Source organism: Peribacillus sp. TH27 (assembly GCF_016650915.1).
In the GTDB taxonomy this organism is placed as follows: Bacteria; Bacillota; Bacilli; order Bacillales; family DSM-1321; genus Peribacillus; species Peribacillus butanolivorans.
This window is the reverse complement of the sequence record NZ_JAEKEV010000002.1, coordinates 5,048,702-5,075,406: the sequence shown is the minus strand read 5'-3', so window position 1 is coordinate 5,075,406 and position 26,705 is coordinate 5,048,702. Positions and strand designations below refer to the sequence as shown.

Annotated in this window: 30 protein-coding genes and 1 pseudogene; 7 read left to right on the top strand and 24 right to left on the bottom strand. The window is 38.9% G+C overall.

The annotated features are described in order from the left end of the window. Nucleotides 1-120 precede the first annotated feature (120 nt). From JFU24_RS25875 to spoIIM, 12 genes are all read right to left on the bottom strand, one after another. Nucleotides 121-1,419, bottom strand: a complete 1,299-nt coding sequence (locus JFU24_RS25875) for an NCS2 family permease (RefSeq protein WP_201250690.1) — start codon at nucleotides 1,417-1,419, stop codon at nucleotides 121-123. 324 nt (nucleotides 1,420-1,743) lie between these two features. Continuing rightward, nucleotides 1,744-2,511, bottom strand: a complete 768-nt coding sequence (sigF, locus tag JFU24_RS25870) for an RNA polymerase sporulation sigma factor SigF (RefSeq protein WP_053346843.1) — start codon at nucleotides 2,509-2,511, stop codon at nucleotides 1,744-1,746. Nucleotides 2,512-2,524: 13 nt separating this feature from the next. Next, on the bottom strand, nucleotides 2,525-2,965 hold the full coding sequence (spoIIAB, locus tag JFU24_RS25865; protein WP_053346844.1) for an anti-sigma F factor: 441 nt from the start codon (nucleotides 2,963-2,965) through the stop codon (nucleotides 2,525-2,527). Between the two features lies 1 nt (nucleotide 2,966). After that, the gene (spoIIAA, locus tag JFU24_RS25860) at nucleotides 2,967-3,317 is read right to left on the bottom strand and encodes an anti-sigma F factor antagonist (RefSeq protein WP_201223744.1); all 351 of its coding nucleotides are present in this window, start codon (nucleotides 3,315-3,317) and stop codon (nucleotides 2,967-2,969) included. Nucleotides 3,318-3,448: 131 nt separating this feature from the next. After that, nucleotides 3,449-4,561: a D-alanyl-D-alanine carboxypeptidase family protein gene (locus tag JFU24_RS25855; protein WP_446728308.1), complete on the bottom strand. Its 1,113-nt coding sequence runs from the start codon at nucleotides 4,559-4,561 to the stop codon at nucleotides 3,449-3,451. Nucleotides 4,562-4,859: 298 nt separating this feature from the next. After that, the gene (locus JFU24_RS25850; RefSeq protein ID WP_056525190.1) at nucleotides 4,860-6,164 is read right to left on the bottom strand and encodes a pyrimidine-nucleoside phosphorylase; all 1,305 of its coding nucleotides are present in this window, start codon (nucleotides 6,162-6,164) and stop codon (nucleotides 4,860-4,862) included. 72 nt (nucleotides 6,165-6,236) lie between these two features. Further along, nucleotides 6,237-7,049 (bottom strand): purine-nucleoside phosphorylase, encoded by an 813-nt coding sequence (locus tag JFU24_RS25845; RefSeq protein ID WP_201250689.1) that lies wholly within the window; start codon nucleotides 7,047-7,049, stop codon nucleotides 6,237-6,239. Nucleotides 7,050-7,066: 17 nt separating this feature from the next. After that, nucleotides 7,067-8,254, bottom strand: a complete 1,188-nt coding sequence (gene deoB / locus JFU24_RS25840; protein ID WP_201223739.1) for a phosphopentomutase — start codon at nucleotides 8,252-8,254, stop codon at nucleotides 7,067-7,069. 309 nt (nucleotides 8,255-8,563) lie between these two features. After that, nucleotides 8,564-9,457, bottom strand: a complete 894-nt coding sequence (gene xerD, locus JFU24_RS25835) for a site-specific tyrosine recombinase XerD (protein ID WP_201185693.1) — start codon at nucleotides 9,455-9,457, stop codon at nucleotides 8,564-8,566. Nucleotides 9,458-9,462: 5 nt separating this feature from the next. Next, nucleotides 9,463-9,690 (bottom strand): YqzK family protein, encoded by a 228-nt coding sequence (locus JFU24_RS25830; RefSeq protein ID WP_053346851.1) that lies wholly within the window; start codon nucleotides 9,688-9,690, stop codon nucleotides 9,463-9,465. Between the two features lie 222 nt (nucleotides 9,691-9,912). Beyond that, nucleotides 9,913-10,371: a ferric iron uptake transcriptional regulator gene (gene fur / locus JFU24_RS25825; protein ID WP_053348129.1), complete on the bottom strand. Its 459-nt coding sequence runs from the start codon at nucleotides 10,369-10,371 to the stop codon at nucleotides 9,913-9,915. Nucleotides 10,372-10,489: 118 nt separating this feature from the next. Beyond that, a complete protein-coding gene (spoIIM, locus tag JFU24_RS25820) occupies nucleotides 10,490-11,137 on the bottom strand; it encodes a stage II sporulation protein M (RefSeq protein ID WP_053346852.1) in 648 nt (215 codons plus the stop codon). A 150-nt stretch (nucleotides 11,138-11,287) separates the two neighbouring features. Between spoIIM and JFU24_RS25815 the strand changes: the two genes are divergently transcribed. After that, nucleotides 11,288-11,851, top strand: a complete 564-nt coding sequence (locus JFU24_RS25815; RefSeq protein WP_201223737.1) for a GNAT family N-acetyltransferase — start codon at nucleotides 11,288-11,290, stop codon at nucleotides 11,849-11,851. Nucleotides 11,852-11,918: 67 nt separating this feature from the next. Here JFU24_RS25815 and JFU24_RS25810 read toward each other — a convergent pair whose 3' ends face one another. Both JFU24_RS25810 and JFU24_RS25805 read right to left on the bottom strand, forming a co-directional pair. Further along, nucleotides 11,919-13,097: an endonuclease Q family protein gene (locus JFU24_RS25810; RefSeq protein ID WP_201223736.1), complete on the bottom strand. Its 1,179-nt coding sequence runs from the start codon at nucleotides 13,095-13,097 to the stop codon at nucleotides 11,919-11,921. After that, nucleotides 13,098-13,649, bottom strand: a complete 552-nt coding sequence (locus tag JFU24_RS25805; protein ID WP_053346855.1) for an NUDIX hydrolase — start codon at nucleotides 13,647-13,649, stop codon at nucleotides 13,098-13,100. Nucleotides 13,650-13,724: 75 nt separating this feature from the next. On the opposite strand from JFU24_RS25805, the gene mciZ reads away from it, so the two are divergent. The 3 genes from mciZ (at nucleotide 13,725) to JFU24_RS25790 (ending at nucleotide 15,883) form a co-directional block, all read left to right on the top strand. Continuing rightward, on the top strand, nucleotides 13,725-13,886 hold the full coding sequence (gene mciZ, locus JFU24_RS25800) for a Z-ring formation inhibitor MciZ (RefSeq protein WP_082527557.1): 162 nt from the start codon (nucleotides 13,725-13,727) through the stop codon (nucleotides 13,884-13,886). A 57-nt stretch (nucleotides 13,887-13,943) separates the two neighbouring features. Beyond that, a complete protein-coding gene (locus JFU24_RS25795) occupies nucleotides 13,944-14,852 on the top strand; it encodes an aldo/keto reductase (RefSeq protein WP_201250688.1) in 909 nt (302 codons plus the stop codon). Between the two features lie 605 nt (nucleotides 14,853-15,457). Beyond that, on the top strand, nucleotides 15,458-15,883 hold the full coding sequence (locus JFU24_RS25790; RefSeq protein ID WP_056525211.1) for an organic hydroperoxide resistance protein: 426 nt from the start codon (nucleotides 15,458-15,460) through the stop codon (nucleotides 15,881-15,883). A 48-nt stretch (nucleotides 15,884-15,931) separates the two neighbouring features. Here the strand turns inward: JFU24_RS25790 and JFU24_RS25785 are convergent, their stop codons facing one another. After that, complete coding sequence (locus JFU24_RS25785) at nucleotides 15,932-16,369, bottom strand: MarR family winged helix-turn-helix transcriptional regulator (protein WP_201223734.1); 438 nt, start codon at nucleotides 16,367-16,369, stop codon at nucleotides 15,932-15,934. A gap of 182 nt (nucleotides 16,370-16,551) precedes the next feature. Next, the gene (locus JFU24_RS25780; RefSeq protein WP_201185705.1) at nucleotides 16,552-16,812 is read right to left on the bottom strand and encodes a YqkE family protein; all 261 of its coding nucleotides are present in this window, start codon (nucleotides 16,810-16,812) and stop codon (nucleotides 16,552-16,554) included. A gap of 128 nt (nucleotides 16,813-16,940) precedes the next feature. Between JFU24_RS25780 and JFU24_RS25775 the strand changes: the two are divergent. After that, nucleotides 16,941-17,854, top strand: a pseudogene (locus JFU24_RS25775) (alpha/beta hydrolase). Between the two features lie 51 nt (nucleotides 17,855-17,905). Here the strand turns inward: JFU24_RS25775 and JFU24_RS25770 are convergent. The 3 genes from JFU24_RS25770 to JFU24_RS25760 form a co-directional block, all read right to left on the bottom strand. After that, the gene (locus tag JFU24_RS25770) at nucleotides 17,906-18,229 is read right to left on the bottom strand and encodes an iron-sulfur cluster biosynthesis family protein (RefSeq protein WP_053346861.1); all 324 of its coding nucleotides are present in this window, start codon (nucleotides 18,227-18,229) and stop codon (nucleotides 17,906-17,908) included. A 397-nt stretch (nucleotides 18,230-18,626) separates the two neighbouring features. Further along, nucleotides 18,627-19,640, bottom strand: a complete 1,014-nt coding sequence (locus tag JFU24_RS25765; protein ID WP_201250687.1) for an ABC transporter permease — start codon at nucleotides 19,638-19,640, stop codon at nucleotides 18,627-18,629. After that, the gene (locus JFU24_RS25760; protein ID WP_376182662.1) at nucleotides 19,640-20,368 is read right to left on the bottom strand and encodes an ABC transporter ATP-binding protein; all 729 of its coding nucleotides are present in this window, start codon (nucleotides 20,366-20,368) and stop codon (nucleotides 19,640-19,642) included. The genes JFU24_RS25765 and JFU24_RS25760 overlap by 1 nt, the downstream gene beginning before the upstream one ends. Nucleotides 20,369-20,481: 113 nt before the next feature. On the opposite strand from JFU24_RS25760, the gene JFU24_RS25755 reads away from it, so the two are divergent. Then, on the top strand, nucleotides 20,482-21,084 hold the full coding sequence (locus JFU24_RS25755; RefSeq protein ID WP_098176785.1) for a TetR/AcrR family transcriptional regulator: 603 nt from the start codon (nucleotides 20,482-20,484) through the stop codon (nucleotides 21,082-21,084). Nucleotides 21,085-21,245: 161 nt separating this feature from the next. Here JFU24_RS25755 and JFU24_RS25750 read toward each other — a convergent pair whose 3' ends face one another. Together JFU24_RS25750 and JFU24_RS25745 are read right to left on the bottom strand one after the other, a co-directional pair. Then, on the bottom strand, nucleotides 21,246-21,533 hold the full coding sequence (locus tag JFU24_RS25750) for a YolD-like family protein (protein ID WP_242485395.1): 288 nt from the start codon (nucleotides 21,531-21,533) through the stop codon (nucleotides 21,246-21,248). A 115-nt stretch (nucleotides 21,534-21,648) separates the two neighbouring features. Continuing rightward, the gene (locus tag JFU24_RS25745; RefSeq protein ID WP_201250686.1) at nucleotides 21,649-22,911 is read right to left on the bottom strand and encodes a Y-family DNA polymerase; all 1,263 of its coding nucleotides are present in this window, start codon (nucleotides 22,909-22,911) and stop codon (nucleotides 21,649-21,651) included. Between the two features lie 419 nt (nucleotides 22,912-23,330). Between JFU24_RS25745 and JFU24_RS25740 the strand changes: the two genes are divergently transcribed. Beyond that, nucleotides 23,331-23,990, top strand: a complete 660-nt coding sequence (locus JFU24_RS25740; protein WP_201225129.1) for a C40 family peptidase — start codon at nucleotides 23,331-23,333, stop codon at nucleotides 23,988-23,990. A 99-nt stretch (nucleotides 23,991-24,089) separates the two neighbouring features. Here JFU24_RS25740 and JFU24_RS25735 read toward each other — a convergent pair whose 3' ends face one another. From JFU24_RS25735 to JFU24_RS25725, 3 genes are all read right to left on the bottom strand, one after another. Continuing rightward, on the bottom strand, nucleotides 24,090-24,620 hold the full coding sequence (locus tag JFU24_RS25735) for a hypothetical protein (protein WP_201223728.1): 531 nt from the start codon (nucleotides 24,618-24,620) through the stop codon (nucleotides 24,090-24,092). A 209-nt stretch (nucleotides 24,621-24,829) separates the two neighbouring features. Then, a complete protein-coding gene (locus JFU24_RS25730) occupies nucleotides 24,830-25,621 on the bottom strand; it encodes an SDR family NAD(P)-dependent oxidoreductase (protein WP_201250685.1) in 792 nt (263 codons plus the stop codon). A 23-nt stretch (nucleotides 25,622-25,644) separates the two neighbouring features. Beyond that, the gene (locus JFU24_RS25725; protein ID WP_201185719.1) at nucleotides 25,645-26,613 is read right to left on the bottom strand and encodes an MBL fold metallo-hydrolase; all 969 of its coding nucleotides are present in this window, start codon (nucleotides 26,611-26,613) and stop codon (nucleotides 25,645-25,647) included. Nucleotides 26,614-26,705 lie beyond the last annotated feature (92 nt).

The following is a 26,705-nucleotide window of genomic DNA, read 5'->3' as shown; positions in this document are numbered from 1 at the left end:
GAAACACAGTGAAAATGCAGGAAGTAACGGATGTCCAAATATTACTAATTACGAGGGTGAAAGATAAAACAAAAAAGACATGCTGAATGACAGCATGTCTTTTTTGTTTACATTATTAACTTAATGAGTTGGGAAAAAAATCAGTTGAACTAAAAATATCAATCCAAAAATATAAATAAGTGGATGAACTGATTTTCCTTTTCCACTAAATAACTTCATAAGGGGATATGTTATGAATCCAATTGCAATCCCCGTTGATATGCTTGAAGTAAGAGGCATCGTTAAAATAATCGCAAATGCCGGAAATGCATCATCAAACATTTTCCAATTGACTTTAGCTAAACCTTCCATCATAAAACAACCTACGATAATCAAAACAGGTGCAGTGATTGCTGAAACTGAAGAAATGGCCGAGATCAATGGAGAAAAGAAAATAGATGCTGCAAACAAGATAGCTACCACCGTGGCTGTTAAACCAGTACGGCCTCCTGCTGCCACACCTGTGCTAGATTCAACATATGCTGTGGAAGGACTTGTTCCAAACAAAGAGCCAATTGTCGTCGCAATTGCATCTCCTAAAAATGCTTTTTTCGCACGAGGTATTTTCCCGTCCTTCGTTAAACCTGCCTGCTCCGTTACTCCAATCAATGTACCTGTCGTATCAAAGATTGTCACAAGTAAAAAGGCAAAAACAACTGAATATAGAGAGTTCGTAAAGACCCCAGAGATATCGATATCGAAAAATACCGGTGTAGGCGGCACAGATAGCACTCCATTAAAGTTGAGAAGACCGATAAAGTAGCCAATGACTGCCGTAATGATCATCCCAATAAAAATTGCTCCTTTAACATTGCGTGCCATTAAAATTAACGTTATAAATAAACCTGCAAGTGCTAAAACTGTTCCAGATTGATGCAAGTCGCCAAGCGTAACCATAGTTGAATCATTCGGTACGACGATTCCCGCATTTTTCAATCCGATAAACGCGATGAATAAACCAATTCCAGAGGTGATTCCATATTTTAATGAATTCGGAATGGCATCAATTATCATTTTGCGCAAGCTCGTTACACTTATCAATAAAAATAGCAAGCCTGCGATGAAAACTGTTCCAAATACGGTTTGATATGAAAGACCTTGTGCACCAACTACACTAGCAAAATAAGCATTCAAGCCCATCCCCGGTGCAATCGCAATTGGATATTTTGCGACCAACCCCATAATAAGGGTACCTATAACAGCAGAAATGACTGTTGCCATAAAGACTTGTTCAAATGGAATTCCGATTGAGGATAATAAAGCCGGATTCACAATAAGGATATAAACCATAGTTAAAAATGTCGTAACACCCGCCATAACTTCAGTACGGACATCCGTCCCATTTTCTTTTAGGGAGAAAAACTTTTCTAAAAACATCATTTAGACCTCCAGATCTAAAGGAAACACCGATACAATCGTTTGCATGCGAAGACAAAGGTGTCCTAAAATTGTACTGCATCTACACTTTTTTCAGATTAACCATATTCGTTGAATGAAAGATAAAAAACGAATGAAAAGCGCGACCTTTACTATAATATTCGTTTTTAATTCTAAATTCAACTAAAAAATTTCATCCCCTCTCTTATTTCCGTAAATTCCCATCACCTCAAACTACTATGGGCTCCTTTTTAATATGATTAGAGTCTTTTTACCTTTTCCTAAAACCCAAATTTTTCTCAAATCAAATAAAAAAAACCACATGAATCACTGATTCATGTGGTTTTTCATCTGCTGGAGAATTTTCTTTTCCAGCCGTGACACCTGTACTTGGGATATGCCAAGTCTTGCCGCTACTTCCGATTGCGTCTGGTCTTTATAGTACCTCAGGAAAACAATTAGTCTTTCACGTTCATTCAATTCATGGATGGCTTCTTTTAAAGCGATTTGGTCAAACCATGATGTTTCATTATTGTCGGCAATCTGGTCAAGAAGAGTAATCGGGTCGCCATCATTTTCATAAACCGTTTCATGGATGGAAGAAGGACTTCGACTAGCCTCTTGGGCCATGATAATTTCCTCTGGTGACAGCTCAAGATGTTCCGCCAATTCATTGACCGTTGGAACACGGCCGTACGTTTTTGAAAGTTCCTCTTTGGCTCTACGAATTTTATTTGCCATTTCCTTTAAAGAACGGCTTACTTTTACAGTTCCATCATCACGGATAAAACGTTGAATCTCTCCAATGATCATTGGTACAGCATACGTAGAGAATTTCACTTCAAACGATAAGTCAAATTTATCTACGGACTTCAAAAGCCCAATGCAGCCAATCTGGTATAAATCATCCGGTTCATAACCTCGATTGAGGAATCTCTGTACTACGGACCAGACAAGTCTTAGATTGCTATTGACAATCAAGTTTCTTGCGTCCTGGTCACCACTCTGGCTGCGTTGGATTAAATTCCGTAATTCCTCATCTTTTAAATGGGGCTGGCCTTTTTTGCTCTTCTCTTTTTTAACCTCCACATCCATATGCAAGTCTCCCTTAATTGCACAAAGCTCTGCTTGTAGTTAAGTGCTTTTTTAATCGAATGATCGTACCTTCACCCTTATGGGAAATAATATTGATTTCATCCATGAAGTTTTCCATAATGGTGAATCCCATACCGGAACGTTCAAGTTCAGGTTTTGTCGTAAATAGTGGCTGTTTAGCTTCCTCGACGTCTTCAATGCCCAGTCCTTCATCACGGATGGTCAATTCTACAGTATCACCTTCAATAATCACAGAAATGTAGACCCATCCTTCCGGGTCACTCTCGTACCCATGAATAATCGAATTCGTAACTGCTTCTGACACGACAGTCTTGATCTCTGTCAATTCATCCATTGTTGGATCTAACTGGGCAATAAAAGCCGCAACTGTAACCCTGGCAAAAGATTCATTTTGGCTTAGTGCAGAAAATTTCGTTTCCATTTTATTTTTCATCTTAGGCAACCCCCAGTCTTTGCAAAGCGTTTTTTTCGGATAGTTCCATTTTAACAATTTTAAACAACCCTGACATCTCAAATAACCGCTTTACTGCTGGAGAAATTGCGCAGACGACCATTTCACCTTGTTTATTGTTTACCTGCTTATAACGCCCTAAAATAACACCGAGTCCTGAACTGTCCATAAAATGTAATTCTTCTAAGTTGAGAATTATGTGCTTGATGTTATGCTTTTGAATTGCTGACTCTGCCTGTTTTTTCAATTTTTCTGCTGTATGATGATCTAAATCACCTTTGAGACGAATGCATAATACACGATCTTTCGCCTCCATATTAATCGTAAGACTCATTATATACAGCCTCCTTCACTGTCTTATAAAGAGTCAAATTCTCTTTTTCACCTGCAGATTCCTTCTTCATAGCAAAACTAGTGGGCTTTCGCCTAAATTAGTACATTTATCAGGTAATGCGACAAATTATTCTATTTGACTTGAGTAAACATGCCGAAAGCCCGTTTATACAATTGCCACCAACTGGCTTTTTCAACAGTTTCCTTCGCAACAATTGGCGATTCGACATACACCTTACCGTTTTTCTTCAATTCAAGCGTACCAATTTGATCGCCTTTTTTGATTGGTGCATTCAAATCTTTATTAAGAGTAATTTTTTTTGTAAAATCCTTCGCTGTTCCGTTCTTGGTTGTCAAAACTGAAATAGGTTCACTTGTTACTCCTATAACCATTTTCTTGTGACCTTTACTTACCTTTGATTCTCCTAACATCTCGCCTCGTTTATATATAGGGTATGTGATGTATTGTGAAAAAGCATAATCAAGCATTTTGGTAACCTGCGCATTTCGCTCCTTCGGAGATGCTGCTCCGAAAACGACGGCAATGACCCGCATATTCCCTTTTTTCGCTGTAGCCGTCAGGCAATACTTCGCTTCATTTGTAAATCCTGTTTTTAGCCCATCTACCCCCGGATAAAATTTCACTAATCGGTTCGTGTTAACCAGCCAGAATTTCTTTTCGGTATTTTCACGGAGATAGTCTTCATATGTACCCGTGAACCTTGTAATTGTATCGTATTTCAATAACTCCTTCGCCATGATGGACATATCATAAGCCGAGCTGTAATGATCTTTAACAGGAAGGCCTGTCACATTTTGAAACTTCGTGTTTTTTAGCCCGAGATCTTTCGCTTTTTTGTTCATTTTCTTAACAAACTCTTCTTCAGATCCCGCAATTCGTTCCGCCATCGCCACCGATGCATCATTCGCCGAACCAATCGAGATGCCTTTAAGCATTTGCTCCGTGGTCATTTCTTCACCTGGCTCGAGGAAGATTTGAGAACCACCCATCGACGCTGCATACTCACTTGTCCTGATTTTTTCCTTCATGGTAAGATCGCCTTTATCGATTGCTTCCATGATTAGCAGCATCGTCATGATCTTGGTCATACTTGCCGGTGAAAGACGATCATCTGCGTTTTTATCATACAATACGGTACCTGTATCCCGTTCAATTAAAATAGCAGATTTAGCATTAGCCGCTAAGTCGACTCCTTTATCTTCCGCTGCTTTTGTATGCGGGATGCTAAAACCAGCAGACTATTAATACGGTTAAAAATAGAGAAAGAATCCGCTTCATCTCCATACCCTCCAATCTTTATATGATTTATTTTTTCCATTACACCCATTTTTATACAAATAAGTTCATTTAAAGATAAATTTTGTAAATATAAGAATTATTAGGAAAATTAACACAAAAATAAAAAGAGGATGCGCATAGGCATCCTCTTTTTAAAATCATAGGATTATTTTAGCTACATAAGCTAGCTAAGGTTACAAAAAGGTCACTCTCTAAAAAAAGAGCAACATTTTTGAAGTTACATTATTCCATAATCTCTTTATAGATAAGCGTAGGTTTTTCAACTTTTTCTTTCGAGATAGATATGTTTTCATACAATTTTTCTTTTACTTCTGAAACATCTTCAAAATTACTGTAAATCGTCACTAGAGATTCACCTTTTGCCACGACTTCTCCGATTTTTTTACGGAGTACTAACCCAACAGCTAGGTCAATTTCTGATTCCTTGGTCGCTCTTCCGGCTCCTAAAAGCATAGCCGCTGTTCCAACTTCATCGGCAACGATTTTTGATACATATCCGTCTTCTTTTGCTTCAAGCTCAAAAGTATAGGCAGCCTGCGGAAGTTTTTCTGGCTGATCTACAACCGAACCATCGCCTCCCTGCGCTTCTAAGAAAACCTTAAATGAGTTAAGAGCAGAACCATCTTTAATTGCGTTTTCAAGCAGGGTTCTAGCTTCTTCAAGCGAGCTTGCCTTTTTAGCAAGGAACACCATATGACTGCCTAGTGTTAAGGAAAGTTCCGTTAAATCTTCCGGACCTTCACCTTTAAGCGTATCGATTGCTTCTTTCACTTCTAAAGCATTTCCGATTGCGTAACCTAGCGGCTGGCTCATATCTGAAATTACAGCCATCGTGTTTCGCCCAACATTATTCCCGATGCTCACCATTGCATGAGCTAATTCTTCTGAGTCTTCGAGAGTTTTCATGAATGCTCCTGCACCCGTTTTCACATCAAGGACAATTGCATCGGCACCAGCAGCTATTTTTTTACTCATAATTGAACCAGCAATCAAGCCGATGCTGTTAACAGTAGCCGTTACATCGCGCAATGCATATAACTTTTTATCCGCAGGTGTTAAGTTACCACTTTGACCAATGACAGCTATTTTATTTTTATTCACAAGTCGTATAAACTCATCATTTTCTATTTCCACATGAAAACCTGTAACAGATTCCAATTTATCAATTGTTCCGCCAGTATGGCCAAGACCGCGTCCTGACATCTTCGCTACCGGAACTCCAACTGCAGCCACTAAAGGTCCAAGAACAAGTGTTGTCGTATCACCAACACCTCCAGTGGAATGTTTATCAACCTTAACTCCTTCAATCATAGTTAAATCAATTTGATCGCCCGATTCAACCATAGCCATGGTTAAATCAGCACGTTCTTGCTCATTCATACCTTTGAAATAAACGGCCATTGACCAAGCACTCATTTGGTAATCAGGAATCGTTCCATCAGTAAACCCTTGGATAATGAACTGAATTTCTTCCGTAGAAAGAGCCTTACCATCACGTTTTTTCTCGATTAGATCTACCATTCTCATATTAGATTCCCCGCTTTTTTAAAGGCACTGCTACATTTAGCTGTGCTTATTTTATTTTAAATTTAAACTGTTTTAAATGTCTTTAACGATTTGTTTAACAAATTCCAGAAAACTACTCTTTACTTTTTCCGTCGTTTCAATTACTTCTACATGTGACAACGGCTGATCCAAAATGCCTGCAGCCATGTTGGTAAGACATGAAATACCGAGTACTTTCATACCGCTATGTCTTGCCACAATAACCTCCGGAACAGTGGACATGCCGACTGCATCCCCGCCAAGAATCCTTGCCATTTTCACTTCTGCGGGTGTTTCATAGGTCGGGCCTGAATTCCCAATATAGACACCTTCTTTAATATCCATACCAAGCGATGAAGCAATTTTTTTAGCTTGAGCTCGCAGCTCTTTGTTATACGCTTCTGACATATCAGGGAACCTAGGACCAAACCGCTCTTCGTTTGAACCAATTAATGGATTTGCCCCCATTAAATTGATATGATCCGTAATTAGCATCAAGTCTCCCGGTGCATAGCTTTCATTAACACTTCCCGCAGCATTAGTTACAATTAACTGCTCAACTCCAAGAAGCTTCATTACACGCACAGGGAATGTGACTTTCTCCATAGAGTATCCCTCATAAAAATGAAAACGACCTTGCATAGCTACAACTTTTTTGCCGCTTAAAATACCGATGACAAGCTGACCTGCATGTCCCTCAACAGTTGATACTGGAAATTCCGGTATATCGTGATATGGGATCGTAATAGGATTCTCAATTTCATCTGCTAATACCCCAAGTCCTGAACCAAGAATCAATCCTATTTCTGGACAACCATCAATCTTACTTTTTATAAATGAGGCAGCTGCTTCTATTTTATTAAACATATATATTTTCTCTCCCCTTAATTCATATCGCCCAAAATATTTTTTCCGAAGGCAGGCATTTTCACATCAAAGTTAGCTGCGACTGTTGCCCCTATATCAGCAAATGTATCTCTTATTGGAAGCTCGCCAGCTTCTGTAAATCGTTTAGAATAAACTAATAATGGCACATATTCACGTGTATGGTCGGTCCCTTCATGTACCGGGTCATTCCCGTGATCAGCAGTGATGATTAATAAATCGTCCTCTTTTAGCTTATCGAGTACTTCTGGCATTCTAGCATCGAATTCTTCTAATGCCTTTCCGTAACCCTCTGGATCACGTCTGTGACCGTATAAAGCATCGAAGTCGACCAGGTTAAGGAAACTTAAACCTTTGAAATCCTGTTCGATGGTTTGGATTAATTTATCCATTCCATCCATATTAGATACGGTCCTTAAGGATTCAGTGACCCCTTCACCATCAAAAATATCAGAAATTTTCCCGATTGCCAGAACATCATATCCGGAATCTTTCAATTCATCCATAACCGTCCTGTTAAATGGTTTTAAAGCATAATCATGACGATTAGGCGTTCTTTTGAAGCTGCCTGGTTGGCCTGTGAAAGGTCTTGCGATTACGCGTCCAACCTTAAATTCATCAGCCATTGTTACTTCACGTGCAATCTCACAAATTCGGTATAATTCTTCAACCGGAACTATATCTTCATGGGCAGCGATTTGTAAAACTGAATCCGCAGATGTATAAACAATTAACGCACCCGTTTTCATATGTTCTTCGCCAAGTCTTTCTATGATTTCCGTCCCGCTAGCCGGAATATTCCCAATAATCCCACGACCCAATTTCGCTTCGAGGTCATTGACTAATAATTCTGGGAAACCATTTGGGAACACACGAAATGGAGTCGATATATTCAACCCCATAATTTCCCAGTGTCCAGTCATCGTATCTTTTCCAGTAGACGCTTCTTTCATTTTCGTATAGTATGCGAGCGGTTGCTTCGCTTTATCAATCCCTTTGATTTCACGGATATTACCTAAACCCAATTTTGCGAGATTTGGCATGTTTAATCCATTCATTTTTTCTGCGATATGACCAAGTGTATCTGACCCTTTATCACCGAATAAATCTGCATCAGGTGCTTCACCAATCCCTACTGAGTCCATAACCACTACAAAAATACGTTTAAACGCTGAATTCCCTTTCATGCTCATTCCTCCTAAAATAGTAAATCAGTTTTTATACTCTCTATATTACCCGTATACTGTTTAGTTACTCTTCAATAAAATGAAAATTACGAGAACGTCAGAAGTCTGACCTCTCTACATTGTAAACGATTACCATGATGGAGACAAATAATATATTTCTGAAAGAAAAACGTATCACTAGATCTTCACAATGTCCACTATAGCGATTTAGTATCGACCGTTTGTATCCCCTTTCAATTTCGAAAAAGGCTGCTTTCTTCATCTGTTTTGCAGTGAAGTTCACAACCTCTCTATCATTCTACTAAACTTCTAAGCTCGCGGATGAAATTTTGAATATACATCCTTAATCCGAACGTTTGTAATATGCGTATAAATTTGCGTCGTCGATATATCCGCATGACCTAGCATCTCTTGGACTGCCCTTAAATCTGCCCCATTCATTAATAGATGTGTCGCGAAGGAATGACGCAAAGTATGTGGGGTGATTTCTTTTTCTATTTGCGCCGTTTTCACAAGTTTCTTTAAAATCTTCCAAAATCCCTGTCTTGTCAGCCTGTTTCCATGATGATTCAAAAAAAGTGACTCTGTTCGGTGCTTTGGACTAGCAAATTTTCCTCGGGCCCTATCCAAATAATTTTCAATAGCACCAAGTGCCGTTTGGCCAATTGGAATGATTCTTTCTTTATTTCCTTTTCCAATACAGCGGACAAAGCCCATCGATGCATGGACATCACTCACATCCATTGATATTAACTCACTTACGCGCATCCCTGTCGCATACATCAATTCAAGCATCGCCTTATCACGCAAACCATATTCATCCATTACCTTTGGGGCCTCTAATAACGCTTCCACCTCTTCCATGCTTAGCACTTTTGGGAGGCTTCGCTCTGGTTTTGGTGTTTCTATATGTAAAGATGGATCCTGGTCGGTCACCCTTTCTCGGAGAAGAAATTGATGAAAAGACCTAATGGAGGCGATATGACGCGCTACCGTTTTCGATGATTTGCCCTGATCCTTCAAATGAACCAGAAAATGCAAGATGTTCACCCTCCGCGAATCATTCCAGTTGGTAATGGTTTCTACATTTTTCAAGTAGCTCCAATATGAATTTAAGTCGCGTTCATAAGAAACGAGCGTATTCTTGGCAAGTCCTTTTTCAATGGTTAAAAAATGAATAAAATCCCTAATTTGATTCTCCATATTCATTACTCCCCGTTTAAATAAAACAACATTAAGCGTTCAAGCCATGCATCATCACCTGTATCAACAGCCTTTGATACTTTTACAGCCATACCTTTGGGTTCGTCATAACGATGATAACTTTGATATTCCTGATTTAACCATACCATTCCTATATAAAAAAGAATAGTGAAGCTAACAAAGAGAATCATCACTTTAGCTGTATGTAGAACAAGCGACAATGAAGTTTTCATCACCTTTCCCCTCCCATTCGATCCTTTGTATCAATCTATGCCCAACAGGACAAGTTTTATACATGTTTCGGTAAGGAGAAAGTAAAAACAGCTATAAAAGAGAAAAGTGACGTTATCCTAATTTCCTGAATTCAGCTACATGTCGAATGGACCTTGCTCTGCAGATATTTACCCTTTTAAAAATGCAGAAAACCTTCTCCATTTAATGGAAAAGGTCCGACTTTATTCACCTTTATTCTCGTCTTTCTCATGGCATCGATGACAAATACCATGAAAGGTTAATCTATGATCTTTAATCTTGAAGTTCCAGTCGCGTTCTACAATGGATTCTACGTCTTCAAGTAAGTCTTCTTGAATCTCATCTACCGCTCCACATTCCACACAAACAAGATGATGATGGAAATGGGCAGCCCCTTCTTGTCTTAAATCATAACGGGAAACCCCGTCTCCAAAGTTAATTTTATCTACTATCTTCAATTCAGTCAGCAACTCTAGCGTACGGTATACTGTTGCCAATCCAATTTCCGGCGACTTTTCTTTGACAAGGAGGTAAACGTCTTCTGCGCTTAAATGATCCTCTTCGTGCTCAAGTAAAACGCGGACGGTCGCTTCTCGCTGAGGCGTTAGTTTGTAGCTGGACGAGTGCAACTGCTTTTTTATTCTATCAATTCTATTTTCTATTTCCATACCTATATTCCCTCCCGCGCCGCTATCTTATCCATTATAACAAATGAGGGAAAACTGTCAAAATAGATTTCTTGTTAATGATAAAAAAATTGTTGTGATTAGCAAATTCCCTTCAATGACCCAGGAAACTGACGACATTTTTCATTAAAGAGGGTGATAAGTATGCTTCAAATACAGCAGCTGTAATTAAAAATAATCCTGACAAAATTAATGAAAAAATATAGCGTGATATAATTGGCTTCAGCGGCTCTCGAATTTGCTTGAGGAAAATCCGGCTGATCATTTTCATTGATAGCGAGACAGCAAGGACCGTTATTACGATGAAAATCGGTACAATGAATATATTTTGTGGTAGAATTGCGACAAATGATAATAAGAACCCGCTCCACCCCATTTGATTAACTAAAAAGCCGACTGTAAACCCTACAACCATTCCTTTAATAAATAACAATATCAAGATAACCGGCAACCCAATAACCGAAATCCCAAGAATCCAGATGAGGCCTATATATTTTATGTTATGCATAATACTTTGGCTAAACATATCATGCGAAGATGCAAATTCTCCTTTGGTAACTTGTCCAAAAAATTGTGATAAATAATAGAACAAGTCCTCTTTTTGGGTAAAACTCAAACTATTTACGAGTACAGCGCCAAAAATGACACCCATTAAAAAAAGCACAGTGATAAAGACATATAATGAGGAATGTTCGTTAATGTGTTTCATTACGGCATTTTGTACGACAGATTTTTTTTTCATCTTTCATCCTCCCAACTCCGCTTACTAGAATCTATGTTTTCACTCTTTCATTTATGCTAAAGAAAACAAGTATGAATTCCCTAATCAGGAAGAACACCTCAAAGCAATATCATGTTATAATTTTCCATAACCATTACTTGGAGGTGTGATATGAAAGCTATATTAATGGATTTCCCAGAAAAAATTGAAACTCCACGGCTATATCTAAGACCTTGTCAACCTGGAGATGGCAAAGATGTGTATGAAGCCATTGTCCGTTCCCAGAATGAATTAAAACAATGGCTTCCATTTGCCCATCAGGAACCGTCCTTGGAAACCTCAGAACAGAACGTCCTAAAAGCCTTTGCGGACTTTATTTTAAAAGAGGATATTAGACTTCATATTTATAGGAAAGAAAACGACCAATTCATCGGTTCCACTGGTCTGCACCGAATTAACTGGGATATCCCCAAATTTGAGATTGGCTATTGGATTGATACGATGCACAGTAAAAAAGGGTACATAACCGAAGCGATTGAAAAGTTAACCCAATTTGCTTTTCATCATTATGGGGCAAAGCGGGTTGAAATCCGCTGTGACCCTAATAACCTTGCTAGTAAACGAATTCCCGAAAAACTAAAGTATACTCTTGAAGGAACTTTACATAATGACTGTATAAGTGCTGACGGCAAGGAATTGCGAGACACCTATATATATGCAAAAACAACAAACTAAAAAAAGTCCTGACAGTATAAACCTCCTCTGTCAGGACTCTTTTTTGTTCCCTTACATAAACAAATAATTAGCTGTTCTTTTTTACTTTCCCATACTTACCTCCGCCCCCAACTTCAAAAGTAAGCTCCCCTTTTCTGGCAGAATCGATATAGTGGGCCAATTTTTCAGGAACGATTTCTTTGAGTTGTTCAAGGGTTACCTCATGAAGGATATTCATCTCGGTTCCAAATGCCTTTAGCAGTTTTTCCATTGATTTAGGACCAAGTCCCGGGATGAAATCGAGGGGTACTTGATGGATATATGGCGGTCTTTCCCTTCGTTTCTCTCCATTCATTTTAGGAATAGATAGTTCCTCTATTCGAGTCGACACCCCTTTAATGATAGTCTTGTTTCCACATTCAGGACATTGTTCATTATCCCTTAACAATTGATGTAAACATCCTGAACAAACGGTTTGATGATATTTTCCCAATAAGGGATTCAACCCATAATTGGCTGATACCTTTCGTCCTTCTGTATCTTGAAGGGCTTTTGCCAACTCGTTAAAACTTGGTTCTTTAAGTCGAATTTTTTGATATTCACGAGCTATTTTCCCAAGCGAATGTGCGTCAGAATTCGTCACGAAGACAAAGGATTCCAACTCTTTTATATCCTTGACCATATCTGTATCAGAACTTAACCCAAGCTCGATGGCGTCGATTAACTCTGGATCGAATACTTCAGCCAGACTCGACTTTACCCCTTTACCATATAAACTTTTAAAGGGGGTAAAAACATGTGCTGGGATAAACAAGCCGCCAAGTGATTTTACGATTTTTTGCAGTGTTCTTCCGTCACAATAAATTCTTTGAGAGCTTAAGGTGATATTTTTAACATAACCGCTCATCCACACCGAAAAATTCTTCATCGCTTCCAATGTTGGAAAATAGGCAAGAACATGGATTGGGCCATTACAATGCTGATCATAAATTTCAATTTCAGAGCCTGGAATGATTGTTGTGTTCCGGTAAAGAAGACCGCCTTCATCCTTCTCTGTAATTTCCCCGTCCAGAATTCCTGCTTCAATCTCTTCGATAACTTCAGGAGAATGGCAGTCAATTATCCCGATTAAATCGAGACCTTTTCTCTCACTTGCCACTTGTATCACCTTGCTGAAGGTCAACGTTTTAGCACCGGTTATTTTTACGGCCTTTCCACTTCTTGTTCTGCCTATGTGGATATGCAGGTCAGCGTAATACTCTTTCATTTATGAAGTCATCACCTTTTTCAACTGCAGGTACTGAACTGCATATGCCGTTTTGGCATCCTGGATTTTTCCTTCATCTATATAGGTTTGAGCTTCCTCTACCGTCAGCTCAATCACCTCGACAAATTCATCCTCATCCAAGGGGGCCGCATTTTCTTTCTTTTTCAAATTGTGGGCTACATAAATGTGAACCAATTCATCGGCAAAGCCTGGGGACGTATAAAAGGATATGATGTGTTCCATTTTTTCGCATACATACCCTGTCTCTTCCTCAAGTTCCCGTTCTGCCGACAGAATCGGTTGTTCGCCTTTTTCGAGCTTTCCTGCAGGAATTTCAACTAGACTTCTCTCCAGCGCTTTACGGTACTGTTCGACCATGATGATTTTATTGTCTGCTGTAACAGCTATGATTGCAACCGCTCCCGGATGCTTGATGATTTCACGTTTACTTGTTTTTCCATCTGGAAGCTCTACATCATCCACCTGTAGGCTGATTACTTTACCGGTGAATACTTTTTCCGAAGATATCGTTTTTTCTTCAAATTTTTTCATCCTGACCACTCCTCTGTTCTAATTGCAGTATTATTCTTCATACATTTTACCATAATAGAGATGGAGGGCGATTCGATGAAAGTTTATGTATTGGACAAAGGCGTCATTTTATCTGGAAAGAGTTGGGAGATCGTTCAAAAACTAAAACAATTGCAAAATAAATATGTCTATATCAATGATTGGATTGCCGACATACACGATCAACAGGCAACCTCTCCTTTAAAACGAATCAAGTGAATTCTTTGAGCGAAATGGATTTGTCCTTTACAATGTAGGTAAAGGGAGTGGATAAAATTGAAAAATCGTAGACTAGGAAATTCAGAGTTATTCGTATCTGAAATCGGGCTCGGCTGCATGTCATTGGGTACTGTCGAAAGTCAGGCATCTGAGATCATACAGGCTGCTTTGGATGAAGGAATCAATTATTTTGATACTGCTGACTTATATAATTTCGGTGTGAATGAAGAAATCGTCGGAAAAAACTTAAAATCGGTCCGCGACCAAGTATACATAGCCACGAAGGTCGGAAACCGCTGGAATGAAAATAAGGATAGTTGGAGCTGGGATCCATCTGGCACCCATATCAAAACGGCAGTAAAGGACAGCTTAAAACGGCTAGGAACCGATTATATTGATCTTTATCAGCTGCACGGGGGCACGATTTCAGACAATATCGAAGAAACAGTTGAAGCATTTGAGGAGTTGAAAAAGGAAGGCTATATCCGGTACTATGGAATTTCCTCAATTCGCCCCAACGTAATTAAGAAATTTACCGATAAGTCTGATCTTGACTCCGTGATGATGCAATACAGCCTACTCGACCGCCGCCCAGAAGAGTGGATGCCTCTTTTGGAAAACAAACAGATCAGCATCATTGCCCGTGGCCCCCTTGCCAAAGGACTGCTTAGTGAGAAAATGCTTGAAAAGGCAAATGAAGATGGTTATCTTGACTATAGTTATCAAGAACTTAAAGATCTGCTTCCACAATTAAAGGACAAGCTTTCCGGCAGAAAGTTGAATGATACGGCCCTGCAATTTGTATTGTCACACCAAAGCGTTGCTGCTGTCGTACCTGGAGCAAGCTCAGTGCAGCAGCTCCGTGAAAACTGCCGTGCCGTTAACAGCTCTTCGCTTACTGAAGCTGAACTTGATGTGTTGAAGCAGTTGACCAAAGCAAACAAATATGAAAGTCATCGGAAATAAAAGGGAGACCTTAAACTAACCTAGTGTTTCCAAGAAAAATAAAAACCAGCAATAGGCTACCTTATCTCCGTAAAACAAGCGGGCTGAGGTAGTCTAATTTCGTTTAAACGCTATATTCATTATCTGATTTATCGCAAGCTTAACCCCATCTAATTGCCTTCTTCCAACATTTTCCCCTCCTGGATATACTCCTTTTGATTGCATTGTATTGACTCTGTTTTTTAGGGTATCACAACAATATGTGTTATCACTTTTTTCTTAATTAAGAATAGTGTTTATTTCCTTTATTAGATTATCTCGGCTAACGTCACTTTTTTTCAGCACACTGTCATTATACTTATTAAACACCCAATTGAAAAAGATTCGATCACTCCCATTAAACAAGATATTTAGTAAACAATGCGACAGAGAACCTGAAGGATTGGTGTTTTTATGGGGAGATGTATTGCCATTTAATGTAACAAGAGTTACTGAACATACTATTAATTAATTGAGAGATTTAACGATACTAATGATTTTCACAAATTCTTTTCTGTTGCTTTTCTTAAATATATGCTATACAATTCAATTGTGCACAATCTAAATAGGAAGCAAAGGAGAAAATGATGACAAAAACATTATTTACTACGTCTGTAACGGTTGATGGGGGCAGAGAAGGAACGGCCATTTCTGCCGATGGAAACTTCACAGTTGATATTGCGATGCCTGGAACGCCGAGGGCTAATAAGATGCCTGAAGCATCTAATCCTGAACAGCTCTTTGCAGCTGGGTATGCTGCTTGTTTTGATAGTGCTTTGCAATCCGTTGGTAAAATTGAACGCATTAAATTTGATTCTAAAGTCACTGCTAGTGTCAGTTTATTGATGGGTGAGATGCATCAGTACAGCTTGGCTGTCACTTTAGCTGTGAAAGGATCTGGGATCGATAAAGAGACATTTGAAACCCTTGTTCATAAAGCGCACCAAATGTGTCCTTATTCAAAAGCAATCAACGGCAATGTGGACGTCACTATTGAAATCGATGTAGATTAATATATCCGACAAAAAAACGCTTGGGCTCCCAAGCGTTTTTTCTTTTCGCTACAATTTCTGTAATGTTGTCAACAGTTGGAGCAGCGAAGCTTTCAAATCCTCAACCACCCTCTTATCCTCACCCGACATAGCTGAAATGCGATCGGGAATGAAACAGGCCTCTTCCTGTAAACCCTTTCCCTTTTCGGTCAGCTGAATCATGACAGACCGTTCATCTTGAGTGGAACGTTCACGGACAATCAAGCCATTCTGTTCCATTCGTTTTAACATGGGGGTAAGCGTTCCTGAGTCGAGGGCAAGTAAGTCCCCTAATTTTTTAACTGTAAGTGTATCCTGCTCCCATAGTAGAAGGAGAACGAGGTACTGTGGATATGTCACTTCGAGTTTATCAAGCAGCGGTTTATATTTTTTCGTCATTTCCCTTGAACTTGCATAAAGCAGGAAACATAATTGGTTTTCCAGTACATTTTCTAATCTTTTTTCCATCATATCACCAGCTAGTAGTAGTCCGTTTGATATTGTGAATACATATCAAACTTATCTTTAATATAATCGTTATACTTTATAAAATAAAGCAATATTCGTTATTGAACAAATGTCGGCGTACTCTTTCAGAAAGAGTGGTTTATCAAAAAGGGAGACAGTACCAAGTCTGCTCCCTTTTTACATTATTTATAGTTCTTCCAGTTAAGATTGCTTTCTCCCAGCAGCTCTTCGAATGATTTATTTTTCTCACGCCGTTTTCTTTCTTCGCGTTTTTTTTCTTCTTCCGCTGCTTTTTTCTCTTGTTCAGCATCATTCAGTTCTTTTTGCTTTTGACGAAGCTGGGACATGATATCTTGATTAAGCATATCACCAAGTTTCAATGATGATGACTCTTTATCTTGTATTTTGCTTTGATTTTGATTCCGCGACTGTTTCTTTTTCATCCCTAAAACCTCCTAGCCATTATGAAATTATTATATCACGACTGCGGTTTCTCTCGTTATGATTTTCAAACAGTGTTTTCTCCATTTCCCTCATGGTAAAATAAAGAAAATAACTGAGGAGGATTTTCATGAAAAAATGGTGGCTTGCATTGGCTGGAATTCTGACCTATATCATCGGCGTCGGCATTTATTTTTCTAATCGGATCATGTACATGAAAAAGAAGGAAGATGATTTTATCCAGAATCGTGAAATTATGGCTAAACGTCTAATTAAAGAGGATTTTGATATCCTACCTAAAACTGAAATCTGGGTACCTTCACCATCCGGATATTCCTTGAAATGTTTGTTTATCGAACCGTTTGAGACGAATAAGTGGATTATTATTTCACATGGTGTGACGGAGAACAAAATTAATTCGATTAAGTACATGAACATTTTTCTTAAGCGCGGCTTCAATGCTATCATTTATGATCATCGCCGTCATGGAGATTCTGGTGGTAAGACTAGCAGTTATGGCCATTATGAAAAATTCGATTTGAAGGCCGTGATCGACGAATTGAAAAGACGTAAAGGCTCCGACGACCTTCACATTGGCATTCATGGGGAATCCATGGGAGCCGCAACTCTGCTTCTGTATGCCGGGATGCTTGAAGATGGCGCTGATTTTTACATTGCCGATTGCCCATTTTCAAACTTTGAGGAGCAGATCAAACACCAAATCAGCGCGGAAATCCCTTTACCATCTTGGACCGTGTTTCCGCTTGGTCGTACGTTCATCAAACTTCGTGACGGATATTGGACTAAAGAAGTGTCACCGATTAATTATATAAAAAATATTAAAAAACCAGTACTGTTCATTCATAGTGAACATGATACCTTTATCCCCGTTTCCATGACAACGGAATTATATGCAGACAAAAGAGTGGCCAAAGCAGACTGTACATTGCTAAAAAGGGCGCCCACGCTCAATCTTATAATGAAAATCCAAAAGAATATGAAGAACAAATTGATCAGTTTCTTAAACAGCTTGTATTGAGATAGAAAAAGAGAGGATACCTATCATGAAAGCTTGATATCCTCTCTTTTCTTCTTTTAGATTTTATTAAAGTAGCTCATTCTCGGATTTAAGATTTGATTCGGACTTTTTAACTGAAAGCTGTTCGCTTCCGGTACAAAGTCTATTTTCATAACTTCATCGAGAAAAATCATTTTTGACTTTTCTACGTATAGAGAGATTCCGTTTGTTTCCACTCTCTCGTTACCTTCATCAAGTTCGTTGACTAACCATAGGGCTGTCACACCACTCACAACGCAGCCACAGCCATCTGTGTCATATTTTAACTGTAAAAATCCTTCTTGCCCCTGTATCTTATCGGCTATTTTATCTGCCGCTCTTTCCGTCCATTCAATATACATGATTTTACATACCTCCTCATGTGTTTTCGTTCCCTCATTATAAACGATAAAAACGTTTCTGTTAATGAAACTGCTTTATGCCATTTTCAAGATACTCAAATGAAGGTCCTTTCCACCAATGTTGCTTCCATTAAGAAAATCACAGCCCAATGTTCCTCGTATTTCCTCTTATTTTCGATAAAAAAAAAGGCCTATCTCTAGGAAACAGCCCTTCCACTATTATTCTATTAACCTTACGCCCGCTATATCGGCGAGACGGATATAGTGAACCTGTTAAAAACAAGCGACGATATGGATCTTTGGATAAGCTCATTATCATTATGAATCCCGCCAAACGGGTTCCTTCAAATTCCTGATTCTACTCCATAAAGAAATAGTAGCATACAACTCCTCTCATTTATAAGGCACGATATTTTTTCAAACTCAAAATATTGAAAGTGATAAAAACAACAGCAAATGCAAGGAGAATGAGTAAATCCATCACTACCTCAGCGAAGGTTAAGCCTTTGTACATAATACCGTTCAATGCATCCGACGCGTAGTAAAGCGGCATGATTTTGCCAATTTGCTGCAGCCAGTCTGCCATACCATCTAATGGAAAAATACCCGTAAAGAAGATTTGTGGCACGATGACGAGTGGAATAAATTGTACCATTTGAAATTCAGATGTTGCGAAACTTGATAATAATGTACCGAGGGATAATGCCACAAGCGCGACGAGAATATTCGTCAATAAAACGAGCCAAATGGAGCCGACGAGCATAATATCCAGTACATTTACCGCGTATAGTACAACAATTATAGTTTGAATGAGTGCAAACAAACCATATCCAATTACATAGCCTGCAACAATTTCATATCGTTTAATCGGTGTCACAAGTAACCGTTCTAATGTACCACTTGTACGTTCCTTTAGCAGCGCAATCCCCGCTATTAAAAAAACAAAGAAGAAAACGAAAAAGCCCACGAGCATAGGACTAAAAATATCAAAAATCTTCGAATCGGCATCACCATACACATAATGCGAATCAATCGAAGGATTGTTTGCATCTCCTTGCAAGCCTTGCGCTAATTGCATTTGAACGGCCTTTGCACGAGACGGTTCATCGTTTAAAAGGGTCAGCTTCATGTTGCCATTTTCAAATTGCAGCCAGCCGTCGATGTTATTTTTGGCCATGCTCTCTTTTGAAAAATGCTTGGCAACCGTTACTTGAAAATCTGCTTGTTTCAATGCTTCAGCGATGTTTTCATTACTACCTGTAACAACGATTTTTAAATCACTCGCTTCTGAATGAAAAATAAAATACATGAGCGTTAAGATGAGCAATGGTGCAAAGAAGAGCAATGCGAGTGTTCTTCGATCTCGGAGCATTTGTCGTGTAATTCGTGTAACAAGAGCTGTAATTCGCATTACAGCTCACCTACTATCTTTAAAAACACTTCATCAAACGTTTGTACCCCGTATTGTGTCTTTAATGCGGCAGGTGTGCCGGATGCGATGATTTTCCCTTCACGCAGCATCGCTAGATTATCGCAACGTTCTGCTTCATCCATTACATGCGTTGTAATGAGGATTGTTTTATGCTCATCATTTTTTAAACGTTCTAATTCCTTCCAGATGGATTGTTTCAACACAGGGTCCATACCGACAGTTGGTTCATCCAAAATTAGAATTTTCGGATTTTGGATAAGGGCAATAGCAAGTGACAGGCGACGCTTCATGCCCCCAGAATAATATGCAACCCGAATAGACAAATCATTCGTTAACTGTACAATTTCGGCTGCATACTGAATGCGTTCTCTTTGTTCCTTTTTCGATAAACGGTAAAGCTTTGCAAAAAATTCAAGATTTTCAGCACCCGTCAGCTCTGTATATAAGGCATCGGACTGCGCCATATAGCCGATTTCTGATAGCAATGCTTCATTTGGCACTTCACAATCAAGCACTGTGATTTTTCCAGTGTCCGGCTTCATCATACCGACAATCATTTTAATTAAGGTCGTTTTCCCGCAACCAGATGGTCCTAATAAGCCGAAAATTTTTCTTTCTGCAATATTTAGGTTTAATGGCTGAATGACTTTTTTGTGTTTAAAGCCTTTAGCAATTTCCTCAATGGTAATCGCATTCACTGCACGCACACCCTTCCTCTTTTATAATTAACACGGTGTTGAATGTATCAACATTCTAAGGTAGTATTTGGTCAAATACAATCAACACATTTTTGAAGACTGTTTAGTGAAGGAGAAATTCGATGGCGACGATTCATGAGCAAAAGGCTCAAAAAACGAAACTGCAGATTCAACAGCATTTTATTGCACTTGTTGAAAAAGAAGGATTTCAGCATGTATCGGTGAAAAAAATTGCAGATCGCGCGAGCATTAATCGAGGTACATTCTATTTGCATTATGCAGATAAATATGAGTTGATGGATCACTTACAACAGGAATTATTAGCAGAACTTCAATTACGCATTACTTCTATTCTACCAAAAGAGGCTTTTTTAGCCCTTCATCAGCAACAACTATATCCACCCTTTATAGCGATTTTTCAATTCATTAGTGAGCATGCCAGTGCATTGCGTGCCATTCTTGGCGATCACGGAGACCCCTCTTTTGCCAAAAAATTGAAGCATGTATTTGGTGAAATACTATTAGAACGTTTAATTCGTCAACATCCAGCAGCACAAAATGATGCTTTTCGTAATTATATGCACGCCTTTATGACATCAGCCATTTTAGGTGTAATCCAGGAGTGGCTGGATAATTGCGAAGAGCAAACGGTAGAAGAAATGGCGAAAATCCATTTTCAAATTTTAAACTTTATCAGTCATTTGCGTGCATTCATTGAGAAATAACCTGAATGCTATTCGAATTTTCGTTCGGGGAGCTATGAAATTTTGACTTGCCTTACTATCTAGTTGGTTAAATCGTAGAAATAGCCTGTTTTAATCAATCCTTTTGTTTTAAAAAACAGGCTATCCCTATTTTTCAATGGCAATTAAACCAAAAATCATACTTAATATTCAATTTCAATAATGTTTACTAACTTTAAGATACACTTCTCGGATGCATGACTAATAATTCGTAAATCTCCTTTTAGTCCATCAATATAATGAATATTACCAAGAAATTTTTTAATTTCACCATTTTGATAATAAGTAAATTGTAGGGTAATGTTCTCTTCCATGGCCCTACAGATAATTTCATTGAATTCTTCATATTTTTGTTCATCTAAAACCGGCTTTTCGACTTTATCCAGACCTTCATTATATTCTCTTAGTAATTTTACATGTTCTGGTAACATCATTGAAACCCATTTGATACGGCCCCTGTCGCGAATCACCTCGAAACACCCACTTTTCCATTGCATTTTGTGTGACATTATTATATAAAATCATTTGTCACTACTGAGCTTTCTATCACGCCTTATGCCCACCAAGCAGCCTACTTCGGTAAACAGCTGTACCTGCTTCTGTATACGAAACCGCACGCAACAGTGATTTTGATCCATATTTATGGCGAATCCGGTCAACCGTATAACCCAACTCCCGTTTTTTCCAGCGCGAAGCGTCAAATAAAGTCAGCTGCATCTCGTTATCATCCACAATATTTGAGAGCGTGACTGCTATGCTTCGAACTGTTTTTTGCTTATTATAGTTCTCATGAAAAAGCTCCAGACAGACTTTATATAACTCCATCGTAATGTTGGTCGGTTCGTTAATCGAACGAGAACGGTGAAAACCTCCGCCAAACTCATTCTTGCTGTAGCCAATGCTTAGACTGACCGTCCTTCCTGCCTTTCGATGGGTACGTGCTCTTCTTCCAACTTCTTCGCAAATTTCCACTATGACCTGCTTGACCTCATGCTCCTCCTTATAATCTCGCAGTAGAATTTGACTTTTGCCAAAGCTGACCTGTCCTTCAATAATCGCTGCTCCCATATCCGATAAATCTATTCCCCAAGCGTGGTGGTAGAGCTGATTGCCCATAATTCCAAACTTCGCTTCAAGTAATTCAAGATCATAATTGGCAAGCTGGCCAACCGAAAATATCCCCATTCCATGAAGAGTTTTTTCTACGCGTCTTCCGATCCCCCACATTTCACGAAGCGGAGAAATCTGCCAAAGTTTGTTTGGAACATCTTCATACTTCCATTCGGCAATCCCTTTATGTTTGGCCTCCAAATCAAGGCAAAGCTTCGCCATCAGCATGTTTGGCCCAATTCCAATGGCACATGGGAGTTGCAATTCCCGTTCGATTTCATCTTTTATTTTTTCAGCTATCACCCGGGCATCTCCCCATAAAGAAGCGGCTCCATCGACTTTCACAAAACTTTCGTCCACACTATATACATGAATCGCTTCTTTCGGGACATAGCGGTTGAACAAGCGGGTAATTTCCGTCGAAATCCTTAAATAGGTTGCCATTTTAGGTTCAACGAGGACAATTCTTGGATCATTCGGGATCTCAAACATCCGCGAACCTGTCTTAATACCAAATTCCCTCTTCATTTTTGGAGAAGCCGCAAGCACAATGCTACCCGTCCTATTCAAATCACCAACCACCGCTAGATAACATTCGAGTGGATTCAAACCAAGCATGACCGCTGAACAGCTTGCATAAAAACTTTTCATATCGATACACATAATTGATTGTTTCGGCATCGTCCTATAATCCATCATTTCTTCACCCTAATAAGAATATACGTTCGCTTTTTATTATATTCATAACTTTAACCGAATATACGTTCTCTTTCAATGGAAGTTTTATTACAAATTTCTACTTTTTAAGGTAATCGCCTTCAAAAAACAAAATAACCCTAATAAATACTCAATTACCATAAAAATACATTATAACCAAATAGTTTTTTTGAAAATAGATTAATTAGTATCTTGAATAATTCAAAATACAACTAAATTCCCATTATTCATTTAAAACAACATCCCTTTTCAATAGCCTTTAGTCTAATCTTATTTTAGTCTTACTGCCCATCTTTTGTAATGAAACTGTAATCAAAAATATGTCATATTGTCACAATGGTATTGTAGGATAATATTGTTAAGAACAATAGAAAGATAGAGAGAGAGAGGAAATGAGAATTATGAAGAAATGGATTGCTTCAGCTGCCGTTGCTTCTGCAATGATGCTAACCCCACTACAAGCCTTTGCAAATATTGGAGATCAAACCCTCAGACCCGGAATGACTCATAGCGATGTCAAACAACTACAACAACTTTTAAAAACTAAAGGTTATTTCACATATTCAGGTTCACTGACTACATATTACGGCACCTATTCTACATCTTCAGTAAAAAAATTCCAAAAATCTAAAGGGTTAACTGCCGACGGAATTGCCGGCCGAGGCACATTTAATGCGCTTGGTGTTTATAAGGTCAATAATACAAGCATGATAAACTATGCGAAAACCTTGATAGGCAAACCCTACAAATGGGGCGGGACAACACCAGCTGGATTCGACTGTTCAGGATTCATCTATTATGTATTTCAGAAATCACAAGGAATTACCTTACCGCGTACAACATCATTGCTCTATTCCAATACTGGTTTAAAAGTATCTTCACCATCTAAAGGTGATCTTGTATTCTTTGATACTTCTTCTGGAAGAACAGGAGTATCACATGTTGGGATCTATATCGGAAATGGTCAATTCATTAGTGCTACGTCTTCAAAAGGAATAACCATCACTGATATGGATAATTCTTATTGGAAACCAAAATACCTAGGTGCGAAAACTTTATAAAATCCGATAATAAGAACATAGGCTAAGTTCTAATCAGCCGATTCATAGAGAAATTCCTAAAAATAAACCGGACAGAATTTATATATAATTCTGTCCGGTTTATTTTATATATAAAATTTCATCCGTGAAATCTTCTACAGTCACTATAAATGATGAATCTAAGTTAGAACGATTCATCATTTCGATATTATACACATGCTCTGAAGGTAAATGCATGACTTCAAGTACCATGAATCGCTGACTTTCCGCTTTGCTCATGTGCTCAATTGCAGCAGTTACCGTCTTTTGTTCCTCCAAGCTCTTTTCGTCCGTTAGCACGCGAATCAATTCTGCTTCCGCTATCGCAGGATATGTTTTCTTAATACCACCCCGATGCCATGGTTTTACTTTCATCCCGATAACCAAGTCCGAGTAGCTGAGGTCCTTCCCATGTTGATCTTGTATATATGTACGATTGGTTACCTTGTAGTACGTCTCTTTAATCAAAATCCGATTATCGTCTAGATCCGTAATAAAGCCTTCTTCCCCCTTATCAATGGCCTCCTGCGTGTTTTTTTCCGAAGAGGATTGACAGCTTCCCAGAATAAAAGCCACTAGTGTATATACAAAAAGGTTTAACATCATCTTCATGAAAATCCCTCCTATAAAATAGACGAATTTTCCAGTAAAAGAGTTACTAATTTATCTGAAAATAAACTGAACCTCTTGTAAAAGGGACTTATGTCCCAGCTCCTCCATTTTTCTAGCTTTCCTTCATACAAAAAAGAGGAATGTCATTTGACAGTCCCCCTTTTAATTATAAGCCACCGTTCGTTTTGTCCCGATATCAAAAGTTTAGCCTATTTTTTAAAAAATGCTTTTTTCCCAAAAGTCTCGGTGATTCTTGGAAACATGTTATACCATTTCCCAGCTAAATCCATCCAGCCAGGGAGGTTGATTTCCCTCTTATTAGTCAGCATAGCCGCCACGATTTTGGCTGCGACATCCCCCGGCTTAAGCATAAATTTTTCGATATTTTTCACATATGTCCCAGATTCATCCGCAATGCTAAAGAAATTCGTTTCTATTGGCCCAGGATTGACGGTGGTCACAAAAACATGATCTTCCATTAGTTCAAGTCGAAGCGCGTTTGAATAGCCAAGCACCGCAAACTTGGTCGAAGAATACAATGTAGATTTGGGAGTGGCAATTTTACCGGCCTGTGAGGCAATATTAATGATATGCCCCGATTTTCGCTGCTTCATATAAGGGAGAACTAGCTTTGTACAGGCCATCAATCCAATCACATTGACAGCAAACATCGCTTTTGTCTCATCTAATTCTGTATCCAGGGCTTCTTTAAACGTGCCGAAACCAGCATTGTTAACCAATACATCCACCTCACCGATTTGAGCATGGATATCGCCAAATACCATTTCCACCTGGTCGGTGTCTGCCACATCAAGTTTATATGCATATGCATCAACACCATATTGATTAGTTAGTTCATACCTTAGCTGATGTAATTTATCCAGGCTTCTAGCCAAGAGAACAAGGCGCCCTCCCTGCTTTGCTGCTTGAATCGCCACTTCCTTGCCAATCCCTCCGGAAGCCCCGGTAATTACAATAACTTTCCCTTGCAACTTATTCAAAAAATTATCCTCCTCGAGAACGTTTAAGCGATTGAATACAGAATTACCCCTGATTGAGTTTCTGTTTCGATTTCACCCAAATCTTCTAAATAGTCTAGCTGACCGATCGTTTCCGATAGTGTTAGGCCGACTTCCTGAAGATATACTTTCGGGAAAAGCTGCTGACACACTTCAAATGCTGATAAAGGTTTATCTTGAAGCATACTTTTCACCTGCATGGCCCGATTATGCTGCCGCTCAAATCTATATTGAATCAAATCAGCAACCGCGTCTCCATCCACTTCAGATCCATGCCCAGAGTATACAGTGGATATAGATATTCCTAAGAATTTCTGAAGCGAAGCGTTGTATTGCAGTAACGGACGTGGACGGTCAGCGCCCGGAAGTAAAGGCGGTTCCATTAACGGATTAGGTGAAATTTTCGCAAGTAAATGGTCACCCGCAATCATCAAACCATCACTTTCACGGTAAAAGGATAAATGACTTTGTGCATGTCCAAGAGTCTCGATTGCTCGCCATCCTGGAAGTCCAGGAAGTTCATCTCCCTCAGCTAAAAACCCCTGTAACTTTCTTTCACTAAGGAATTTGATTTCGTCGCGGTAATGAATCAAATTATTTTTCAACTCTTCAGCTACTCCAAACTTCGTAGCATAGTCCAGAAAAAAACGATTATGGGTTTCAAGGAACTCATCACTGATAGTCAGCCACCGCTGATTATTTTTATGTCCGTAAACAGGAACTTCCTTATCAAAGAAATCGAGTGCACCGGCATGGTCCGGATGATGATGGGTCAAGATGATTTGTTCAATATCAGACAGTTTTAGCCCCAATTCTCCAAGCCCGTAAGTCAAAACTTCTTTTGATTGTTTTGTTTTAACGCCAGTATCAATTAAAGTTAAAGCATCCCCTTTAACTACATAAACATTTACATCGCCAACTGCAAACGGCGTTGGCAAAGCAAGTTTAGCAATATCTCCATTCCAATTCACCATAATCATTTCCACCTTAAATATTATATTTATATAAATCTTTTTATACACAATACCGATAAACCTGTCCATTTATCAAGAAAATGAATGTTTAA

What these genes read in the sequence shown, in the direction of transcription:
- JFU24_RS25830 (WP_053346851.1), bottom strand. Translation starts at nt 9,690, where the DNA reads ATGAAAACTTCATTGTCGCTTGTTCTACATACAGCTAAAGTGATGATT.
- JFU24_RS25770 (WP_053346861.1), bottom strand. Translation starts at nt 18,229, where the DNA reads ATGTATATTGAATGGACGGAAAGAGCGGCAGATAAAATAGCCGATAAG.
- JFU24_RS25755 (WP_098176785.1), top strand. Translation starts at nt 20,482, where the DNA reads ATGGCGACGATTCATGAGCAAAAGGCTCAAAAAACGAAACTGCAGATT.
- JFU24_RS25740 (WP_201225129.1), top strand. Translation starts at nt 23,331, where the DNA reads ATGAAGAAATGGATTGCTTCAGCTGCCGTTGCTTCTGCAATGATGCTA.
- spoIIAB (WP_053346844.1), bottom strand. Translation starts at nt 2,965, where the DNA reads ATGAAAAATAAAATGGAAACGAAATTTTCTGCACTAAGCCAAAATGAA.
- mciZ (WP_082527557.1), top strand. Translation starts at nt 13,725, where the DNA reads ATGAAAGTTTATGTATTGGACAAAGGCGTCATTTTATCTGGAAAGAGT.
- JFU24_RS25765 (WP_201250687.1), bottom strand. Translation starts at nt 19,640, where the DNA reads ATGCGAATTACAGCTCTTGTTACACGAATTACACGACAAATGCTCCGA.
- JFU24_RS25845 (WP_201250689.1), bottom strand. Translation starts at nt 7,049, where the DNA reads ATGTTTAATAAAATAGAAGCAGCTGCCTCATTTATAAAAAGTAAGATT.
- JFU24_RS25805 (WP_053346855.1), bottom strand. Translation starts at nt 13,649, where the DNA reads ATGAAAAAATTTGAAGAAAAAACGATATCTTCGGAAAAAGTATTCACC.
- spoIIAA (WP_201223744.1), bottom strand. Translation starts at nt 3,317, where the DNA reads ATGAGTCTTACGATTAATATGGAGGCGAAAGATCGTGTATTATGCATT.
- JFU24_RS25815 (WP_201223737.1), top strand. Translation starts at nt 11,288, where the DNA reads ATGAAAGCTATATTAATGGATTTCCCAGAAAAAATTGAAACTCCACGG.
- JFU24_RS25810 (WP_201223736.1), bottom strand. Translation starts at nt 13,097, where the DNA reads ATGAAAGAGTATTACGCTGACCTGCATATCCACATAGGCAGAACAAGA.
- JFU24_RS25780 (WP_201185705.1), bottom strand. Translation starts at nt 16,812, where the DNA reads ATGAAAAAGAAACAGTCGCGGAATCAAAATCAAAGCAAAATACAAGAT.
- deoB (WP_201223739.1), bottom strand. Translation starts at nt 8,254, where the DNA reads ATGAAAGGGAATTCAGCGTTTAAACGTATTTTTGTAGTGGTTATGGAC.
- JFU24_RS25875 (WP_201250690.1), bottom strand. Translation starts at nt 1,419, where the DNA reads ATGATGTTTTTAGAAAAGTTTTTCTCCCTAAAAGAAAATGGGACGGAT.
- JFU24_RS25750 (WP_242485395.1), bottom strand. Translation starts at nt 21,533, where the DNA reads ATGTTACCAGAACATGTAAAATTACTAAGAGAATATAATGAAGGTCTG.
- JFU24_RS25725 (WP_201185719.1), bottom strand. Translation starts at nt 26,613, where the DNA reads ATGGTGAATTGGAATGGAGATATTGCTAAACTTGCTTTGCCAACGCCG.
- JFU24_RS25850 (WP_056525190.1), bottom strand. Translation starts at nt 6,164, where the DNA reads ATGAGAATGGTAGATCTAATCGAGAAAAAACGTGATGGTAAGGCTCTT.
- JFU24_RS25735 (WP_201223728.1), bottom strand. Translation starts at nt 24,620, where the DNA reads ATGAAGATGATGTTAAACCTTTTTGTATATACACTAGTGGCTTTTATT.
- JFU24_RS25785 (WP_201223734.1), bottom strand. Translation starts at nt 16,369, where the DNA reads ATGGAAAAAAGATTAGAAAATGTACTGGAAAACCAATTATGTTTCCTG.
- JFU24_RS25790 (WP_056525211.1), top strand. Translation starts at nt 15,458, where the DNA reads ATGACAAAAACATTATTTACTACGTCTGTAACGGTTGATGGGGGCAGA.
- xerD (WP_201185693.1), bottom strand. Translation starts at nt 9,457, where the DNA reads ATGGAGAATCAAATTAGGGATTTTATTCATTTTTTAACCATTGAAAAA.
- sigF (WP_053346843.1), bottom strand. Translation starts at nt 2,511, where the DNA reads ATGGATGTGGAGGTTAAAAAAGAGAAGAGCAAAAAAGGCCAGCCCCAT.
- spoIIM (WP_053346852.1), bottom strand. Translation starts at nt 11,137, where the DNA reads ATGAAAAAAAAATCTGTCGTACAAAATGCCGTAATGAAACACATTAAC.
- JFU24_RS25745 (WP_201250686.1), bottom strand. Translation starts at nt 22,911, where the DNA reads ATGATGGATTATAGGACGATGCCGAAACAATCAATTATGTGTATCGAT.